17 protein-coding genes are annotated in these 18,614 nt (G+C 66.2%); 2 read left to right on the top strand and 15 right to left on the bottom strand.

The features are described 5' to 3' along the window. Positions 1 to 112: 112 nt before the first annotated feature. The 6 genes from IP86_RS04345 to IP86_RS04320 form a co-directional block, all read right to left on the bottom strand. The gene (locus IP86_RS04345) at positions 113 to 1,354 is read right to left on the bottom strand and encodes an ABC transporter substrate-binding protein (RefSeq protein ID WP_054161291.1); all 1,242 of its coding nucleotides are present in this window, start codon (positions 1,352 to 1,354) and stop codon (positions 113 to 115) included. 69 nt (positions 1,355 to 1,423) lie between these two features. Further along, the gene (locus IP86_RS04340; RefSeq protein WP_054161290.1) at positions 1,424 to 1,888 is read right to left on the bottom strand and encodes an Lrp/AsnC family transcriptional regulator; all 465 of its coding nucleotides are present in this window, start codon (positions 1,886 to 1,888) and stop codon (positions 1,424 to 1,426) included. A gap of 178 nt (positions 1,889 to 2,066) precedes the next feature. Then, positions 2,067 to 2,825, bottom strand: coding sequence for an SDR family NAD(P)-dependent oxidoreductase (locus IP86_RS04335; protein ID WP_054161289.1), 759 nt, complete (start codon positions 2,823 to 2,825; stop codon positions 2,067 to 2,069). Positions 2,826 to 2,845: 20 nt separating this feature from the next. Further along, positions 2,846 to 3,256 (bottom strand): PaaI family thioesterase, encoded by a 411-nt coding sequence (locus tag IP86_RS04330; protein WP_054161288.1) that lies wholly within the window; start codon positions 3,254 to 3,256, stop codon positions 2,846 to 2,848. Next, the gene (locus tag IP86_RS04325; protein WP_054161287.1) at positions 3,253 to 4,272 is read right to left on the bottom strand and encodes a quinone oxidoreductase family protein; all 1,020 of its coding nucleotides are present in this window, start codon (positions 4,270 to 4,272) and stop codon (positions 3,253 to 3,255) included. The genes IP86_RS04330 and IP86_RS04325 overlap by 4 nt, the downstream gene beginning before the upstream one ends. A 15-nt stretch (positions 4,273 to 4,287) precedes the next feature. Continuing rightward, the gene (locus tag IP86_RS04320) at positions 4,288 to 5,010 is read right to left on the bottom strand and encodes an aspartate/glutamate racemase family protein (RefSeq protein WP_054161286.1); all 723 of its coding nucleotides are present in this window, start codon (positions 5,008 to 5,010) and stop codon (positions 4,288 to 4,290) included. A gap of 427 nt (positions 5,011 to 5,437) precedes the next feature. On the opposite strand from IP86_RS04320, the gene IP86_RS04315 reads away from it, so the two are divergent. Beyond that, positions 5,438 to 6,709, top strand: coding sequence for an acyl-CoA dehydrogenase family protein (locus IP86_RS04315; protein WP_054161285.1), 1,272 nt, complete (start codon positions 5,438 to 5,440; stop codon positions 6,707 to 6,709). 215 nt (positions 6,710 to 6,924) lie between these two features. Here the strand turns inward: IP86_RS04315 and purU are convergent, their stop codons facing one another. From purU to IP86_RS04290, 5 genes are all read right to left on the bottom strand, one after another. Next, on the bottom strand, positions 6,925 to 7,788 hold the full coding sequence (purU, locus tag IP86_RS04310) for a formyltetrahydrofolate deformylase (RefSeq protein WP_054161284.1): 864 nt from the start codon (positions 7,786 to 7,788) through the stop codon (positions 6,925 to 6,927). Positions 7,789 to 7,854: 66 nt separating this feature from the next. Further along, positions 7,855 to 8,436: a sarcosine oxidase subunit gamma gene (locus tag IP86_RS04305; RefSeq protein ID WP_156332394.1), complete on the bottom strand. Its 582-nt coding sequence runs from the start codon at positions 8,434 to 8,436 to the stop codon at positions 7,855 to 7,857. After that, the gene (locus tag IP86_RS04300) at positions 8,429 to 11,392 is read right to left on the bottom strand and encodes a sarcosine oxidase subunit alpha family protein (protein ID WP_054161282.1); all 2,964 of its coding nucleotides are present in this window, start codon (positions 11,390 to 11,392) and stop codon (positions 8,429 to 8,431) included. Before IP86_RS04300 ends, IP86_RS04305 begins: the two co-directional genes overlap by 8 nt. Then, complete coding sequence (locus IP86_RS04295) at positions 11,389 to 11,664, bottom strand: sarcosine oxidase subunit delta (RefSeq protein ID WP_054161281.1); 276 nt, start codon at positions 11,662 to 11,664, stop codon at positions 11,389 to 11,391. The genes IP86_RS04300 and IP86_RS04295 overlap by 4 nt, the downstream gene beginning before the upstream one ends. A 7-nt stretch (positions 11,665 to 11,671) precedes the next feature. After that, the gene (locus IP86_RS04290) at positions 11,672 to 12,922 is read right to left on the bottom strand and encodes a sarcosine oxidase subunit beta family protein (protein WP_054161280.1); all 1,251 of its coding nucleotides are present in this window, start codon (positions 12,920 to 12,922) and stop codon (positions 11,672 to 11,674) included. A gap of 82 nt (positions 12,923 to 13,004) precedes the next feature. Here IP86_RS04290 and IP86_RS04285 point away from each other — a divergent pair, with 82 nt between their 5' ends. Continuing rightward, entirely contained in the window at positions 13,005 to 13,970 is a 966-nt protein-coding gene (locus tag IP86_RS04285; protein WP_054161279.1) for a GlxA family transcriptional regulator, read from the top strand. On the opposite strand, the gene IP86_RS04280 is transcribed toward IP86_RS04285, so the two are convergent. The 4 genes from IP86_RS04280 to IP86_RS04265 form a co-directional block, all read right to left on the bottom strand. After that, positions 13,950 to 14,606, bottom strand: coding sequence for a tetratricopeptide repeat protein (locus IP86_RS04280; RefSeq protein ID WP_054161278.1), 657 nt, complete (start codon positions 14,604 to 14,606; stop codon positions 13,950 to 13,952). The two genes, IP86_RS04285 and IP86_RS04280, sit on opposite strands and share 21 nt — an antisense overlap. A gap of 200 nt (positions 14,607 to 14,806) precedes the next feature. Continuing rightward, positions 14,807 to 15,112: a hypothetical protein gene (locus IP86_RS04275; RefSeq protein WP_054161277.1), complete on the bottom strand. Its 306-nt coding sequence runs from the start codon at positions 15,110 to 15,112 to the stop codon at positions 14,807 to 14,809. A gap of 3 nt (positions 15,113 to 15,115) precedes the next feature. Further along, on the bottom strand, positions 15,116 to 16,159 hold the full coding sequence (locus IP86_RS04270; RefSeq protein ID WP_054161276.1) for an aromatic ring-hydroxylating oxygenase subunit alpha: 1,044 nt from the start codon (positions 16,157 to 16,159) through the stop codon (positions 15,116 to 15,118). Positions 16,160 to 16,213: 54 nt separating this feature from the next. Then, positions 16,214 to 18,613: a N,N-dimethylformamidase beta subunit family domain-containing protein gene (locus tag IP86_RS04265; RefSeq protein ID WP_082363836.1), complete on the bottom strand. Its 2,400-nt coding sequence runs from the start codon at positions 18,611 to 18,613 to the stop codon at positions 16,214 to 16,216. Between the last annotated feature and the right edge of the window lies 1 nt (position 18,614).

Here is an 18,614-nt window from a genome sequence, read left to right as displayed (position 1 = left end):
CCATGTGGCAAGACGTGGATGGCCGGGACGAGCCCGGCCATGACGGGTTGAGAGATGCGTGCGCGTGCCGAGGCGTCGGAGCGTGCGGACGCACGCCGCGGGAAGGCCGCCGCTACTTCTTCACCAGCGGGCAGGCGCTTTCGGACAGCGGGCGGAACGCCTTGTCGCCCGGGATGGTCTCGAGGATGGTGTAGAAGTCCCACGGACCTTTCGAGTCCGCCGGCTTCTTCACTTCGGCCAGATACATGTCGTGCACCATGCGGCCGTCGATCCGGATCTTGCCGCCCTTGGCGAAGAAGTCGTCGACCGGCATTTCGCGCATCTTGGCCATCACGGTCTGCGCGTCGAGCGTACCGGCGGCAGCCACTGCCTTCAGATAGTGCATCGTCGACGAATAGTCGCCGGCCTGGGTCGAGGTCGGCATCTTGCCGAACTTGTCGTTGAAACGCTTGGCGAAGGCGCGGGTTTCGTCGTTGAGGTCCCAGTACCAGGCTTCGGTCAGCAACAGGCCTTGCGCAGCCTGCAGGCCGAGCGCTTTGGTGTCGTTGAGGTTGATGGCGAGCCCGACGACCTGCTGCTTGCCGTCGCGGCCGATACCGAACTCGGCCGCCGACTTGATGGCGTTGATGGTGTCGGCACCGCCATTGGCGAGCGCGATCACATCGGAGCCCGAGCTCTGCGCCTGCAGCAGGAAGGACGAGAAGTCGGCCGTGTTGATCGGGTGCTTGATGGTCGAGACCACGCTGCCGCCCGCCGCTTCGACGAACCGCGTCGCGTCGCCGGCGAGCTGATGCCCATAGGCGAAGTCCGCCTCGAGGATCGCCCACTTCTTCTTGCCGCGGCTGACGACGGCGTTGGCGGTGCCGCGCGCCAGCGCGTAGGTGTCCCAGGTGTAGTGGATGCTGTTGGGCGTGCACTTCTCGTTGGTGATCACCGAGGTCGAGGCGCCGTTGACGATGGCGATGCGATCCTTGGTCTTGGTCAGCTCCATCACGCCGAGCGCGACCGAGGAATTCATCAGGTCGGCCAGCATCACGACATTCTTCTCGTCGATCCAGCCGCGCGCCAGCGACAGGCCGATATCGGCTTTGTTCTGGTGATCGGCCGACAACACCTCGACCGGGCGACCCAGCAGCTTGCCGCCGAAATCCTCCACCGCCATGTTGACCGCGACCACCGCGCCGGGGCCGGAGATGTCGGCGAACAGGCCCGACATGTCGGTGAGCACGCCGATCCGGATCGGCGAAGTGTCGGCCTGCTGCGCAAAGGCGCCGCCGAGCCCCGCGAGGCCGAGCGCCGCGCCGAGAGCGAGCGCGGTGGCGCGCCTGGTGATCGTCCGCTGAGTCTTCGTCATGCTGTCTTCAATCCCCCGCTTCTGTCGATGTTCCAACTCGTGACTTGATGCGGCCTGCCCGGCTTTTTCTCAGACATCCGCGTAGTTCAGCGGCAGCGCGGTGGAGTATTTGATCGTCTCCATCGCGAAGCTCGAACTGACGTCGAACAGTTCGGCGGCGCTGATCAGCCGCTTGTAGACATTGTCGTAGGCCGCGACGTCCGGCACCACGATGCGCAGCAGATAGTCGACGTCGCCGCTCATCCGGTAGAATTCGGTGACCTCGGGAATCTTGGCGACCTCGCGCGCAAACGTCGTCATCCATTTGCTGTGATGCTTGCTGGTTTTCAGCGTGACGAACACCGTCACCGGCACATTGACCAGGTTGGCATCGAGCAGCGCGACGCGGCGGCGGATGATCTTCTTCTCGATCAGCGCCTGGATGCGACGCCAGCACGGCGAGGTCGACAGCCCCGCCTTCTCGGCCACAGCGGCGACCGGCATCATCGCGTCTTCCTGCAAGCAGCCGAGTATCTTCAGATCGATCCGGTCCATCAGCGCACCATCCTTGCCGCGTTGGATGCGCAGCGTTGCGGATGAATTGCATAAAGCACGTCACATGCCAAACATGCCGCGCACGTAGCACGATCGTGCACGAAACAGCAGAACGGGAGAGAAATCGTCCGGCGCGAACCCGGTTTCGGAGAAACACATTCGCGGCCGGATCGACGATTCATAGCCGCTGGCCGCCGCTCGCTTCGATGGTTTCGCCGGTGATCCAGCCGCCTTCCTTCGAGGCGAGGAAGGCGACGATCGGCGCAATGTCCTCGGGCCCGGCGATGCGGCCGAGCGCCACACTGTCGCGGACCGCGGCGGCGCGCGCCGGATCGGATAACGGATTGAGGTCGGTGGAAGTGGCGCCCGGCAGCACCGCGTTGACGGTGATGCCGCGCGGCCCGAGATGCGCCGCGAGGATGCGGCTCAGCGTCGACAGCGCCGCCTTGGTGGGCGCATAGACCGGCATGGTCGGAAACGACAGCCGCGCCGCCATCGACGAGATGTTGATGATGCGGCCGCCGTCGGCCAGCACCGGCAGCAGCTTCTGGATCAGGAAGAACGGCGACTTGAAGTTGATCTGCAGCATGCGATCGAAATCGGCTTCGGTCACCTGCTCGATGGTCTTGCGATCGTCGATGCCGGCGTTGTTGACCAGGATGTCGAGCCGCGGCGGATCGCGCCGCGCCCGCAGCTCGGCCGTCAAAGCGTCGGCAAGCTGCGTCGCGCCGGCCGGATCGGCGAGATCGGCCGCGATCAGAAAACCGTCGCCGCCGGCGGCGCGGATCTCGTCGAGCGTCTGCTGCGCCTTGTCGCGCTCGGCGCGATAATGCACGCCGACGAGCGCACCGTCCTGGCCGAGCCGGACAGCGATCGCGCGCCCGATGCCGCGGCTGGCGCCGGTGACGAGAGCGATCCTGTCGGCGAGCGGCTTCATCGCGGCGGCGCCTTTCCTCTCTAGATGGCGTAAGTGGCGCGCCCGATGGCGAGCAGCGCGCCCTTCTCGTCGTGCACGTCGACATCGGCAACGCCGACGGTGCGGCCGAGCCGGCGCACGCGGCCGGTCGAGATCAGCGCGGTGTTGATCGCCGGGCGGAAATAATCGACGCGGAAATTGATGGTCGGCAGGCCGCGGCCGACGAACATCACCAGCGCGTAGTCGCCGACGGTGTCGATGATCGAGGCGATCGGGCCGCCGTGCCACTGCCCGGTGCCCGCCTCGCGCTCGAATTCCGGCCGCATCGGCGCGCGCATCACAACTTCCTGCTTGGCGGCGTCGAGGCTCGACACCGTCAGCCCGAGGAAGGAGATGAACGGCGATGCCTGCAGCATCGCCTCGATCTGCGCGGCGGAGAGCGGCTCGCTCATGGCGTCACCACCACCTTGCCGATCACGGTGCGCTCGTCGAGCATCCGCAACGCATCGGCGGCCTGCTCGAGCGGGAACGCCTTGTCGATCCGCGCGGTGAGCTTGCCGCTCGACACCAGATCGAACAGCTTTTCCAGATCCTCGCGCTCCCAACCGTTGGAGCCGCGGACCTGCAATTCGAACGTCCAGATCACGCGCAGATCCTCGGCCGGATCGTAGCCCGCGGTCGCGCCGCAGGTCAGGATGCGGCCGCCGAGCTTGAGCGTGCGCAGCGACTTCACCCAGGTGTCGCCGCCGGTGAAGTTCACCACGACGTCGACGCCGCCATTGACAGACGAGCCGCCGCCGACCCGCGCCGGCCGGCCATGCCGCTCGCGCACCACCTTCATGAAGTCCTCCTGGGTGTAGAGGATGACTTCGTCGGCGCCGAGTTCCTTGAGGCGCTCGCCCTTCTCTTCCGAGCCCGCGCAGGCGATCACATAAGCGCCAGCGATCTTGGCGAGCTGCACGCAGCACACGCCGACGCCGCCAGAGGCGCCGAGGATCAGCACCTTCTCGCCGGCCTTGACCTGGCCGTTGGTGGTCATCATGCGATGCGCGGTGCCGTAAGCGACCGGCAGCGCCGCTGCCTGCTCGAAGCTGACGTTATCCGGGATGCGCAGCAGCTGATGCGCGCGCGCCTTGCACAGCTCGGCAAGGCCGCCATTCATGGTCTCGCCCATCAGCCCGCCTTCGACGCGGTTGAGCGGATCGACCAGCACGCGATCGCCGGCCTTCCAGCCCTCGACGCCGTCGCCGACCTTGACGATCTCGCCTGCGACATCGAGTCCCATGATCACCGGCAGCGGGATCTTGATGCCCGGCATGCCGCGGCGCGTGAAGATGTCGTGATAGTTGAGCGACGTCGCGCGAACGCGCAGCAGCACATCACCGGGGCCGATCTCGGGATCGGGAAAGTTCGAGTCGAACGAGAGCTTGTCGAGCCCCCCGTGCTCCCGCAGGACCATCGCGCGCATGTCTTGTTATTCTCCTTAGGCTGCGTCGGCGCGGCCGAGCGGGCCGCTGCCAAGGGCGAAGTCGACCGCCGCATCGGCATGCAGCAGCGTCGAGTCGTAGGCGGGTAAATCAATGTTCTCGGGCTGGATCAAGAGGCCGATCTCGGTGCAGCCGAGAATCACGCTGTCGGCGCCGGCGGCGCGGCCCCGCGCGATCGTCTCCATGTAGCGCTGCCGCGACGTCTCGCGAATGATGCCGCAGCACAGTTCCGAAAAGATGATGTCGTGCACCGCGGTGCGGTCCTCCGCCTCGGGGACGATCGGCGTGAGGCCGTGGCGGCGGATCATCCGCTCGCGATAGAAGTCGTGCTCCATCGTGTAGCGCGTCGCCAGCAGCAGCGGCTTGCGCGCGCCGGCCGCCTTCAGCTCGTGGGCGCAGATGTCGATAATGTTGAGCAGCGGAATATCGATGGCGCTCTGCACCGCGTCGGCGAGCTTATGCATCGTATTTGTGCAAATCAGCACGCAGTCGGCACCGGCAGCCTCGAGGTCGCGCGCGATCTTCTGCAGCACGCGCGTGGCGCCGTCCCAGTCGCCCGACGTCTGCATCGCGACGATGGATTCGAAATCGACCGAGCGCATCAGCATCTCGGCGGAGTGCAGCCCGCCGCACAGCGTGCGCACCTGTTCGTTGAGCCGGCGATAATACACCGCCGTGCTTTCCCAGCTCATGCCGCCGATCAGGCCAATCGTCTTCATCGTTCGTCCTCGCAGTCCGGCGCTACGTGCGCAGCGCGTGCCGTGATCGGCGCCTGCGGGCGGCGTCGCGTCGCCGACAGGTCGATCATCGATTGTCGGAAAACTGTAACATCGAGCGGCACGCGTAGAATTTCGTTGTGAGCAGCGCAACCGGTGTGTTTTAGAATCTGATTTCTCAGTATCGCATTACATGGGTATCAGAAACCATGTCTCTCCCGATGAACGGTGACGGGTTTCAAATCCGGGCGCGATTGTAGATTCGCGCCTCCCCCAGTCCGCCGGGCGGAATTAAACGCGAGCAGATACACTCGCGCGCAGGGTCATGCCCGCGTTCCCTTCGACAACGCCGCCGGAACGTGTCTATAAAGGACCGCAACCATCCATCCAGGATGGACCAACGCGATGATCACATCGGGAGGACGATACGATGCAAGTGGCCTATGTGCCCCGCCAGACCCCCTACACGCTGTCGCCGGAAGACGAACTGAATGATCTGCGGATGTCGGAAAAGGTCCGGCCGCTGTACGACCACGTCAAGAAGTTCATCGCCGAGACCGTCGAGCCGATGCAGCACGAGTTCGATATCGCGGAAGCGAAGAATCCGAACCGCTGGTCGTTCTCCCAGGAGCAGCTCGATCTGCTCGGCAAGGCCAAGGCTAAGGCCAAAGAAGAAGGCCTCTGGAACTTCTTCCTGCCCGACGCAGAAACCGGCGAAGGCCTGAGCAATCTCGACTACGCCTATATCGCGGTCGAACTCGGCAAGGCGCCGCTCGCCTCCGAAGTGATGAACTGCTCGGCGCCCGACACCGGCAACATGGAAGTGCTGGAGCGCGTCGGCACGCCGGCGCAGAAGGAGAAGTGGCTGAAGCCGCTGCTGAACGGCGAGATCCGCTCGGCCTATGTGATGACCGAGCCGAACGTCGCCTCATCGGACGCCAAGAACGTCTCGACCTCGGCGGTGCTCGACGGCAACGAGTGGGTGATCAACGGCGAGAAGTACTACATCTCCGGTCTCGGCGATCCGCGCTGCAAGATCATGATCGTCATGGTCAAGACCGATCCGACCGCCGCGCCGAGCAAGCAGCAGTCGCAAATCCTGGTGCCCGTCGACACCCCCGGCGTCGAAGTGCTCGGCCCGATGCACGTGTTCGGCCACGACCACGCGCCGCGCGGCCACATGCACATGCGCTTCAACAATGTGCGGGTGCCGAAGGAGAACATCCTGCTCGGTGAAGGCCGCGGCTTCGAGATCTCGCAGCTGCGCCTCGGCCCGGGTCGCATCCACCACTGCATGCGCACCATCGGCAAGGCCGAGAAGGCGCTCGACCTGATGGTGGCGCGTGGCCTCACCCGCGAAGCGTTCGGCAAGAAGCTGGCGCATCTCGGCGGCAACATGCAGATCATCGCCCAGGCCCGCTGCGAGATCGAAGCGATGCGGCTGATGGTGCTGAAGGCCGCCAAGGCGATGGACGTGCTCGGCAACAAGGAAGCGCGCGTCTGGGTCAGCATGGTCAAGGCCATGGTGCCGGAGCGCGCCTGCAAGATCATCGACCAGGCGATCCAGATGCACGGTGCCACCGGCATCTCGCAGTGGACCCCGCTGGCCGAGATGTACACCGACGTCCGCCACCTCCGCTTCGCCGACGGTCCGGACGAGGTGCACTGGATGGTGGTCGGCCGGCATGAGCTGACGCTGTAACGCCAGCCCTTCGCCTACTCATGGAAGCCCCGGCTCTGCCCAGAGCCGGGGCTTTCTATTCGTGTCCGGGGACGGGTCCTCATTGCGAGCCAACGGGTCGGCGCAAAGCGCCGCCCGATGACAGGCTCCGCGAAGCAATCCAGCTCCGCACACCGGTCTGGATTGCTTCGTCGCTTCGCTCCTCGCAATGACGCGAGCGGCGAATGCCTGTTCCCTCAATCCTTGAACACCACCGTCTTCGAGCCGTTCATGATGACGCGGCCGTCGAGATGCCAGGTGATGGCGCGGGCGAGCACGCGGCGCTCGATTTCCCGGCCCTTGCGGACCAGATCCTCGACCGTGTTGTGGTGGCTGATGCGCTCGACGTCCTGTTCGATGATCGGACCTTCGTCGAGATCCGGCGTGACGTAGTGCGCGGTGGCGCCGATCAGCTTGACGCCGCGCGCGAACGCCTGGTGATACGGCCGCGCGCCCTTGAAGCCGGGCAGGAACGAGTGGTGGATGTTGATGCAGCGTCCGGCCAGCTTGGCACACAAGCCGTCCGACAGCACCTGCATGTAGCGCGCCAGCACCACGAGGTCGGTGTTCGCGGCGCGGATCAGCTCCCAGACCTGAGCCTCCTGCTCCATCTTGGTCGCCTTGGTGACCGGCAGATAGTGAAACGGGATGCCGTCGAGGTCGAGATGCGCGTAGGTCTCGCGCGGATGGTTGGCGATGATGCCGACGATATCCATATCGATCTCGCCGGTGCGCCAGCGATACAGCAGATCGGCGAGGCAATGATCGAACTTCGAGACAAGGATCATGACCCGCTGCTTCTCCTTGAGGCTGCGCATCGTCCAGGTCAGGCCGAGGTCGTTGGCGACGGCTTCGAACTCCGCCTTCAGCGCCTCGATACTGCCGCCCGGCTTCAGGATCGCGAAGCGCGTCCGCATGAAAAACAGATTCGTCTCGGCATCGTTGAACTGATGCGCCTCGACGACATTGCAGCCGGCGTCGAACAGCGTCTTGGCAACGGCCGCGACGATGCCCGGCTGATCGCGGCAGGACAACGACAGCACGACATTGGTGTGGGGCATGGCAGACTCCATGGAAAAGGCGCGGGTCATCCGCGCCGTGTCGGACGTCAGGACAAGTGAGAGGCGTCAGCCGCGCTCGGGCGTCACCGCGAGGCCGTGCACGGCCGCGGACGCTTCGAGCCAATGCAGCAGACCACCGACCAGACTGCGCGCGACCGCGATCGCCACACCGCCGTCGCCGGTGGCCCAAATGGTCGCGCCGACATGATGCACGCTGGTGACCGCGGCGCCGTTCGCGCCCAAGGCCGCGCAATCAATCTGAAAGCCCTTCTCCAGCACAGCCGGCAAATCAGGGCCGGACAGATGCAGCATCGCAAGCCCGTCGGACTGCTCGACCACCGAGGCGAGTCCGTCGAGTTGTGCGGCGAGCACCGCCACGAAGCCGGTCTCCGGCCGTTGCGAAACCGCCAGCCATTTGCCCGGGCCGATGCCGATAAAGGACGCGCGCTCGCCGGCGACACGTTTTGGGGCATCCTCCAAAGCGACGCCGTAATCGGCCTGCACGCGCGCAATTAGTTCGGCGAACCGGCCCTTGCGCGCCATCACGGTCGCGATGCCGGGGCGCTCGATCGGCGTCGCGACGATGCCAGCGCCGCTGCCGCGCGGAGCGAGGGCCCGCCAGGGGCTCTGAACCATCAACTCAACCACGCAGCCGCCCTCCCTCGGGATCGACGAACACCGGCGACACGATCTCGGCCTCGTAGTCTTCGCTGCGGATCGGATCGTAGATGCGGATGCGTTCACCGATGCGCTCCGGCCCGCGCGCCAGCAGCGCCAGTGCGATCCAGTGGCCCAGCGATGGGCTGAAAGCCGACGAGGTGATGTAGCCCTGATCGGTCTCCGGCGACGGCGTGACGCCCGGCGCGAACAGATGCGCGCCGTTGCGCAGCCGCGTCGCGCGATCGACCGGGCGCAGGCCGATCAGCGTCGGACGCTGTGGGTCGATCAGCGCCGGCCGGCCGGCCATCACCCGCCCGACGAAATCCTTCTTGGTCGACATCATTCGGCCGAGGCCGAGATCGCGCGCGACGGTCTGGCCGCTGAGCTCATTACCGGCGGCGTGGCCCTTCTCGATGCGCATGACGCCGAGCGCCTCGGTGCCGTAGGGCACGACGCCGAGCCCCGCACCCGCCGCCATCAGCGCGCGCATCAGCGCGTCGCCATAGTTCGCCGGCACCGCGATCTCGTAAGCGAGTTCGCCCGAGAACGAGATTCGGAACAGTCGCGCCGGCACGTTACCGAGCTGGTACTCGCCGCAGGCCATGTAAGGAAACGCCGCGTCGGACAGGTCGGCGCTGTCGCCGAACAGCTTCTGCAGCAGCGCACGCGCCTGCGGGCCGGCGACCGATACCTGGGCCCATTGCTCGGTGACCGACACCATCTGCACGTCGAGTTCGGGCCACAGCACCTGATGGCAGAATTCGAGATGCTGCATCACCTTCACGGCGTTCGCCGTGGTGGTCGACATCACGTAGTGATCATCCGCCAGTCGCGCGGTGGTGCCGTCGTCCATCACGAAACCGTCTTCGCGCAGCATCACGCCGTAGCGCACCTTGCCGACCGGCAGCGTCGAGAACGTATTGATGTAGACCCGATCGAGGAACGTGCCGACATCGGCGCCGCACAGCGCGATCTTACCGAGCGTGGACACATCGCAGATGCCGACGGCGCTGCGCACCGCGTTCACTTCGCGCACCACGCTCTGCAGCCAGTCGGTCTCGCCGGGCTTGGCGAACCACTGCGCGCGCAGCCACTGCCCGGTCTCGACAAAGGTCGCGCCCTGCTCGATCGCCCAGTCGTGGCTGGCAGTGAGCCGCGTCGGCTTGAAGTGCTTGCCGACGCTGAGACCGCCGAACGCCGCGATCGCCACCGGCACCTGCGGCGGCCGCGCCCGCGTCGTGCCGGTCGCGGCGATATCACGGCCGGTCAGCGCCGCCATCATCGCCAAGCCGTTGACGTTGGAGGTCTTGCCCTGGTCGGTCGCCATGCCGAGCGTGGTGTAGCGCTTCAGATGCTCGACCGAGCGAAACCCCTCGCGCGCCGAGATCGCGATGTCCTCGGCGGTGACGTCGTTCTGCAGATCGACGAACGCCTTGCTCCGCGCTCCGGCGACCTGCCACAGCGGCGATACTGCGAAAGCTTCGTCACTCGCCCGATAACTCGGCGGACTGCCGCTGCTGTGACCACAGCGGCTCGCGGCTTCGACGCCCCAGCGCGCGCCATCCTCCAGCGCCTGCGCCGTCGTGAGGCGTCCGGCCGCCGCGCCCGCTAACGTCATGCCCTTCGGCACGCCGGCAGCGACGAACGCCGACAGATCGTCACGCCACTCACCCTTGCCGCCGAGATGAGTAGCGAGGGCGATATTCGGATTCCAGCCGCCGGAGACGGCCAGCAGATCGGCCTCGAATTTCTGACGCTCGCCGTCCGCGCCGACGATCTCGACGGCGCGCAACCGTTGGCCACCGATCGCATCGGTGACGCTGGCGCCGAGATGCACCGGCACGCTGCCGGCCAGGTCGCGGATCGAAGCAGCGACCTCGCGGCGTGGATCGACCACCGCGGCTATGCCGACGCCGGCACGCGCGAGGTCCGCGACGCTGCGCCAGCCGTCGTCGCTCGAGGTGAACACCACCGCGCGCTGACCCGGCGCCGCGGCGAAGCGATTGACGTAAGTCCGCGCCGCGGAGGCCAGCATCACACCGGGGCGATCGTTGCCGCCGAATACGATCGGCCGCTCGATCGCACCGGTCGCCAGCAGCGTCTCACGCGGCACGATCTTCCACAATCGCTGTCGCGGCGTGGACGCCGGCGGCACCGGCAGATGATCGGCGACGCGCTCCAGCACGCCGACCTCGTCGTCATAGATTCCGAACACGCTGGCGCGGCGCAGAACGCGGACGTTGCCGAGCGACGCGAGCTCGGCTTCAGCCTGCTGAGCCCAGTCCGCGCCAGAGCCGCCGTCGATCTCGCACACCTCCGACAGCAGCCGGCCGCCCAGCCGGAAATCCTCTTCGACCAGGATGACCCGCGCGCCGGAACGGCCAGCGGCGAGCGCAGCCGCAAGCCCCGCAGGCCCGGCGCCGACGATCAGCAGATCACAGAACGCCGTCGCTTTCTCATAACTATCCGGATCAGCCTCGCCGCTCAGGCTGCCGAGACCGGCGGAGCGGCGGATCATGGGCTCGTACAGCTTCTCCCAGAACGACGCCGGCCACATGAAGGTCTTGTAGTAGAAGCCCGCGGCGATCAGCGGCGAGGCGAGCTGATGCACCGCGCGCAGGTCGAGCGCCAGCGATGGCCAGCGGTTCTGGCTGTGCGCCTCGAGGCCGTCATACAGCTCGACCGTGGTCGCCTTGGTGTTCGGCTCGCGCCGCGCGCCGCTCCGCAGTTCGACCAGCGCGTTCGGCTCCTCCGGGCCGGCGGTGAAGATGCCGCGCGGCCGGTGATACTTGAACGAGCGGCCGACCAGACGCGTGCCATTGGCGACCAGTGCCGACGCCAGCGTGTCGCCGGCGTAGCCGGTCATCGGCTTGCCGTCGAAGCTGAAGCGCAACGGCTTGCTGCGGTCGATCAGGCCACCGCTGAGACGAGAGGGCATGCTCATCGCTGCGCCTCCGCGGCCGCCAGCGTAACGTCGAGGATCTCGTGGGTCGACGGGTTGCGCATCACCACCAGCCAGCTGCGGCAACCGGAGCCGTGATACCACAGCCCGCGATGCGGCCCGGCCGGATTGTCGCGCAAATAGACATAGTCGAAGAACGCCGCCTCGACCGCGGCTGGCTCGCCGGCCGGGTCCGGCCGCTGCGGCGCCGCGTCGCCGATGTAGCTGAACTCGGAGACATCGCGCGAACCGCAATACGGGCAGGTGATTCTCATGGCGCCCTCAATGCAGATTCGGTTGGGCACCCTGGCCCTTTTCGTCGATCACCGCGCCGCGCGCGAAGCGATCGAGCCGCAGTTCGGTCGCGGCCGGATGCGGCTCGTCGCGTGCAATCAGATGCGCGAACACCAAGCCGGAGCCCGGCGTCGCCTTGAAGCCCCCGTAATTCCAGCCGGCGTTGAGATACAAGCCCTGCGTCGGCGTGCGATCGATGATCGGCGAGCCGTCCATCGACATGTCGACCAGGCCGGCCCAGGTCCGCAGGATACGGGCGCGGCCGATCGCCGGCATCAGCGCCATGCCACCTTCGCAGATGTCCTCGATGGTCGGCAGATTGCCGCGCTGCGCGTAGCTGTTGTAGCCGTCGAGATCGCCGCCGAACACCAGCCCGCCTTTGTCCGACTGGCTGATGTAAAAATGCCCGGCGCCGAACGTGATCACGCCGGGAATGATCGGTTTCAGCCCTTCCGACACCATCGCCTGCAGCACGAAGGATTCGATCGGCAGCCGCATCCCCGCCATCGCGGCGACCTTGGAGCTGCTGCCTGCGACCGCGATGCCAACCTTGCCAGCCGCAATCGGCCCGCGCGTGGTCTCGACGCCTGTGACGCGGCCATTCACGATGGTGATGCCGGTGACTTCGCAATTCTGCACGATGTCGACGCCGCGATCGGACGCGCCACGGGCAAAGCCCCAGGCGACCGCGTCATGCCGCGCCGTCCCGCCGCGCGCCTGCAGCAGGCCGCCCTGGATCGGGAAGCGCGCCTGATCGAAGTTCAGGAATGGATACAGCTTGCGGACGGCTTCGCGGTCGAGCAATTCGGCATCGACGCCGTGCAGCCGCATCGCGTTGCCGCGGCGGACATAAGCGTCGCGCTGGGCGTCGGAGTGATACAAGTTGAGCACACCGCGCTGGCTGACCATCGCGTTATAGTTGAAGTCCTGCTCCAGCCCCTCCCAGAGCTTCATCGACAGCTCGTACAACGGGATGTTGCCGGGCAAGAGATAATTGGAGCGGATGATGGTGGTGTTGCGGCCCATATTGCCGCCGCCGATCCAGCCTTTCTCCAGCACTGCAACGTTGCGGACGCCGTAGCGGCTGGCGAGATAATACGCGGTCGACAGCCCGTGGCCGCCGCCCCCGATGATCACCACGTCATAAGCGGGCTTGGGCGCCGCATCGCGCCAGGTCGGCTGCCAGTTGCGATGGCCGGAGAGCGTGTTGGCGAGCAGCGAGAACAGCGAATAGCGCATGTGCGATCCTTCACCGGCACTGTGGCGCGGGACGAAATCCAGCACTAGACTGAAAGCGACATCTACTTGTCCAGGAGCGCCATTGCCCCGCCCCCCGCCCGAGACGACCCGGCCCACCCGCGTCGGCTTCCTGCTGATCGACGGCTTCGCGCTGATGTCGTTCGCGTCTGCCGTCGAGCCGCTGCGCGCCGCCAACGCGATTTCGGCAAGGCCACTGTATCAATGGTTTCACGTCTCGATCGATGGCCGGCCGATCGGCGCGTCGAGCGGCCTGTCGATCACGCCGGACTGCGCGATCGACGGGACGCAGGACTTCGACCTCGTGCTGATCTGCGCCGGCGGCAATCCCACCAAATTTTCGGATCGCCGGACGATGACGTGGTTGCGCGGTCTGGCGCGGCGCGGCGTCGCGATCGGCGGCATCTCGGGCGGCCCTTACATCCTGGCGCGCGCCAAGGTGCTGGACGGCTATCGTTGCACCATTCATTGGGAGCACGCGCCCGCCTTCGCCGAGGCGTTTCCACATCTCGATCTGACCCGCAACCTGTTCGAGATCGACCGCGAGCGGCTGACCTGCGGCGGCGGCGTCGCCGGGCTCGACATGATGCAGGCGCTGATCCGGCGCGACCACGGCCCCGAACTGGCATCGAAGGTCAGCGACTGGTTCCTGCAGACCAACATCCGCCTCGGCGATGCCAGCCAGCGCCAGGCGACGCGCGACCGCGGCCGGCTCGGCCACCCTGCGGTGGCGGCGGCGATCGGACTGATGGAGCGCCGGCTGCGCGAGCCCGCCGGCCGCGGCGAGATCGCGCGGGCCGCCAAGGTCTCGCTACGCCAGCTCGAACGGCTGTTCGCCGCGCATCTCGGCACCAGCATCGAGCGGCACTATCTGACGATCCGCCTGCAGCGCGCGCGCATTCTGCTGCGACAGACGTCGCTGCCGGTGACTCAGATCGGCACCGATTGTGGCTTCGTCAGCCCGACGCACTTCTCGCGCGTCTACAAGCAGCGCTTTGCGCGCACGCCGTCAGCCGACCGCAACCTGTGAGGCGGCCCCGCGGCGCATCGCCTGGTCGCGTGCGGCGAGCCGCTGCTGCGCCTGCGCCTTTTGCTCCGCCGACATGCCGCGTACCAGCTCTTCAAGCTCGGCCATCGCCAGGCCGACGCCGTGGCGGCTCGCCAGCGTCAGCCAGACGAACGCCTCGACCGCATCGGGCTTGGTACCCAACCCCTTGGCGTAGCAATAGCCGAGCCGGGCCTGTGACGGATAATGCCCGCCTTCCGCGGCGCGCGCATACCAGCGCACGGCCTCGGCGAGATTGGGCGCGACGCCCATGCCCTTGGTCAGCACCACCGCGTAGTTGAATTGCCCCAGCGCGTCGCCGGTCTCGGCCGCGCGCAGAAACCACGCCGCGCCATTTTTTGGGTCTGCGGCAACGCCCTCTCCCTTGGCGTACATCGCCCCGACATTGTTGGCGGCGAGCGCGTTGCCGTGTTCGGCGGAGCGGAGATAATAGGCGAAGGCGCGCGCGACGTCGCGCTCGACGCCGAGCCCGTTGGCATACAGCGCGCCGAGCCATGCTTCCGCCTCGGCATGGCCCTGCTCCGCCAGCGGCTCCCAGATCGTCCTGGCGCGATCGAAATCCTTCGCGAGATAAGCGCTTTCGCCGTCCTGCACGTGCATGGGGGTTCTCCTCAGTTCTCGACAGATTTGCGACGGAACATCATCGGCTCAGCCGTCATTGCGAGGAGCGAAGCGACGAAGCAATCCAGCGCCGTGGACTGATCCTGGATTGCTTCGCTGCGCTCGCAATGACGTTGAAACTCATCAGGATCCCTGCGACGGCATCGCACGCCGCGTTGCCAGCAAGGACTTCCGACACTCTAAGGGCGCGTGTGTTCGGCGATCTTGTACAGATACACGCAGTCGAACTCCTCCGTCTGCGGCGCATCACGGGCGCCGGCCGTGCCGAGGTGCTCGACGAAATAGTCCTGCACGGTGCGGGCGGCGCGGTTGGTGAGGAGCTGCTTGTACAGCCAGGGATCTTCGCTATCCCGGACGCCGTGCTGATCCATCAGCGCGCGCTTCGGCTCGTCCGCGAGGCCGACATACCAGTTCGCGAAGATCGGATCGAACTCCTTGATGTAGGCGAGAAACTCGTACTTCACCTGCTGCACGCTGAACACCATGGCTCAGCGCCCCAGCCGCGCCTGCATCAGCGGCGCGTTCCAGTACACCGGATGCTGCGCGGCGATGCGGTCGATCAGATGCTGGTTGAACTTCCACGCCGAGCGCGACGCCTCGGTGGTGTCGCAGGTGGCGGGGCGGACGATCTCCTCCTGCGCCGTCACGGCGGTCGCAGCGGCGCGCTCCACCAGCGCGAGCAGGCTGTCGCAGGCCGCGCTGGCGCTCTGCTCGTGGGTGAACACCGAGAGCCGCAGCAATACCTGATCGAAGCCGGTCGGCTGCAGCACGATCGCCAGCGCCGCACGGCGCGACTTGATGATGACCAGATTTGGAAAGTGCCATTCGGCCGAGACATAGTTGCTGGCGCCGCCGCCGTCGGCGTGCGAGCGCGCGGTGTCGACCAGCGCCGCGCCGGCGAGCTTCCAGTTCGCCGCGACATCACGCCAGTCGCCGGCGACGCGGATGGCGTTGCGCTCGATCGCCCCCTCGACCGACGGCAGCTCGGCGGTCGCGCCGCGGGCCGGATCGATATTGACGTAGATGAACGGCCCGAGCCGCTTGATGCTGATCGGCAGCAGGCGATCCGGATTGCCGCCGAGATATTGCCCGGCCTGCGGCGTCATCTCGCCGGACAGCACGGCGCCCTCGATCACGCCGCGGTCGCGGCTGTGGCCGCAGGAGGTGTAGGAACATTTGGTCTTGCGGCCGGTGCGACACTGCGCCGGAACCTGCCGGCAGCCACCATGCTGCGCCTTGTTGAAGCGGCCGATCAGCCCGCCGGCGGCGAGCCGCTGGACGTGGATGGCGTGGTTGCCGACCGTGTAGGGCAACAGATCGCCGGTGTCGGGGATCTCGACGGCGGTGCCGACGCAAACCCAGTCGCGCGTCCACACCTTTTCGTTCTCGAGCTCCTGAAACACCAGAGAGCTGTAGGCCTGCCGCGGCAGCGCGGTGGCAACGCCGAACCGCGTGCGGCACGAGGCGTAGAGATCGGCGCGCAGGAAGTCCACGCCGCCGTCGACGAAGCCAAGGTCCGGATGTGCAAGCATGGCCGCCTCGCAAAGGGAGAAAGGCGCCCGCCTCGCGGCGGACGCCCTGATCTGTTACTTCCGCGCCTTGTTCATCGGCTGGTCATAGTCGGCGCGGCCGCGATGCACGATCGCTTCGGGGCTCGGCGTCGGCAGCGGGCCGTCCTGCATGAACCGGTTCAGCACGTTGCCGACCAGCTTGGAGATGTTGTTGTCGCCGTTGTTCCAGGGCAGCGAGCCGCAGAACGCGATCGAAGAGAACGCGAAGGACGCGCCGCCGTTCGGCGTCTCGTGATAGGCGATGTCGGAGCGGACGCGCGGATGCTGGGTGCCGTCGAGGCCCTGCTGGTTGAAGCCGTAGTCTTCCATCACCAGCAGATAGCCCTCGGTGTGACGCCCCGCCGAGGTGGCAACCACCAGCGTGTGCGGCGGGCTCCCCAGCATGGTGTCGACGATGTCGAGCTCGGTGCCGGCCGCACCGCCGCCGACCAGGCCGAAATTGCCGAGCTTCTCGTCGTAGTCGATGCCTTCGAACGCCCACGCCACGCGGGCGTCGTTGCTCTCCGGCGTGCGCGAATAGTAGGTCGAGATATCGAAGCCTTCCGACGACATGCCGGTGCCGGCGATGGTGTGCAGATAGCGTCCGCGGAACCGCCACATGCCGCCGAGTTCGCCCGTCCCCTGGTGATAGTACTCACCGGGATCGGCCCGCCAGGTGCGGATGCCGGATTCGCAGCGCCGCATTTCGGTGACGACGCCGCGGCCGCGGTCGTTGTAGGCCGGATGATAGGAGTGGACCCAGTACCAGCCGTCCGCGCCCATATACATGAAGCGACCGCCGCGCTGCATGTAATTGTGCAAGGCGTCGAGCTGCGGGCCGCTGTTGTGCTCGGGATGCGAGCCGGAAATCACGACGTTATAGTTCTCCAGCCGGGCCAGGCCGTCATAGGTGACGTCCTCGTCGGTGATGACGTCGTATTGGTAGCCCATTTTCTCCAGCCAGTAGATCATGTGCAGATCGGCCGGGTACTGCCAAGGCGCCTGCGCCAGGAAGTGATCGTACTTCGGCCGGATGCTCAGGATCGGACGCAGCCGCGACGACAGGCAGAGGCCGCTGCCATCGGTGTGGGTGTCGTAAATCGAGCCGCCATACTCGCGATGCTCCGACAGGAACATGTTCTGCTGCTGCATGATCGGCACGCGATACACGAGGAGTTCGGCGCCGCCGGCGTTGTTGGCGAGGTGCTCGTTGGCGTAGGCCATGTAGCTGATGGTCGGCACCATGAAGGCGATCTTGGACTGCTCCTGGCCGACGCGCGGCACCACCCAGAATGGGATGTAGTCCTCGTCGCCGTCCTTGGAGGTCAGCTTCGCCGCGTAGAACTTGCTGCTGGTACCTTCCGGAACTTTCCACTCGAAGCTGGTCTGCCAGCGCGCATCATCGATATCGTCGTCGTGGAAATGGATCGCGCCGTACTGCTCGGGCGCCGACTTCCAATCGAACACCTGGCCCTGCCAGTTGTAGCCGGTCATCGCCCGGGTCGGGCAATTGACGATGGTCAGGTCGAACAGATATGGCCCCTTGTCCTTGCCGACGATGGTGTTGATGCCGTCGGAGAATTCCCAGGCGGCGACGATGGTCTCGGACAGCTTGCCGGTCGGGCCGGAGTTGCGCCGTTCCGACAAGCCCGGCTGCGCGCCCTGCTTCATCGTCTCGATCTCGAGCCGGGTCAGCGCCTTGCTGGAGATCCGAGGGCTGTCGATCTTGCCGTTGTAGTGGCCCTTGATCAGGATGCCAGGCGGCACCGAAGCCTTGGCGACCGGCGCATCCGTGATGCTGCCGCAATAGCCGGCGACCACCGTGGGCGTGCCTGGCGTATAGGCGAGCTTGGTCGACAGCTTCTTGGTGACCGGCGGGATCTCCGGATCGAGCGCATAGACCACCTGGGGCTCGTGGTACAGCACGGCCTCACCGGTCTCGCCATCGAAGCTGGCGGCGATGAAGTGCCAGGCGTGATCGCGCACCGGCGCGCCGGTGGTGATCACCTGGTCGTTGATGCGGAATTCGACGCAGCCGTCTTCGTTGATGAACAGGCCGTAGCCCTTGCCGTCCAGCCACTTGGTGACGAGTCCTTGCGCGCCGTGCTTCCAGTATTTCGGATGCGTCTTCGGCGTTGTCGGCCAGATCCAGCATTGCAGCGTGACGCTTTCGACCTGGAACTGCGGCTTGTCGACGATGAAGCCGTAGGAGCCGGAATAGATCTCCTGCTTGACGCCCTTGTAGGTGCCGTTGCAATCCGCCTTGATCGGCTCTTCGATGAAGCCGGGGCCGCGCGGGTTGGTGTCGCCGTGGATCATCTTGACGAGTTCGGCCCGATACTCGGCGGGGCCGTCGCAATTGACGAAGAACTTGATGGTGTCGCCGGGATGCGCGCTGAACTTGTCGGCGTATCCGGTAATCTTCATCCAACTCATG

The organism is Rhodopseudomonas sp. AAP120 (assembly GCF_001295845.1).
Classification (GTDB): Bacteria; Pseudomonadota; Alphaproteobacteria; order Rhizobiales; family Xanthobacteraceae; genus Rhodopseudomonas.
This window is presented reverse-complemented; position numbering and strand designations above follow the sequence as displayed.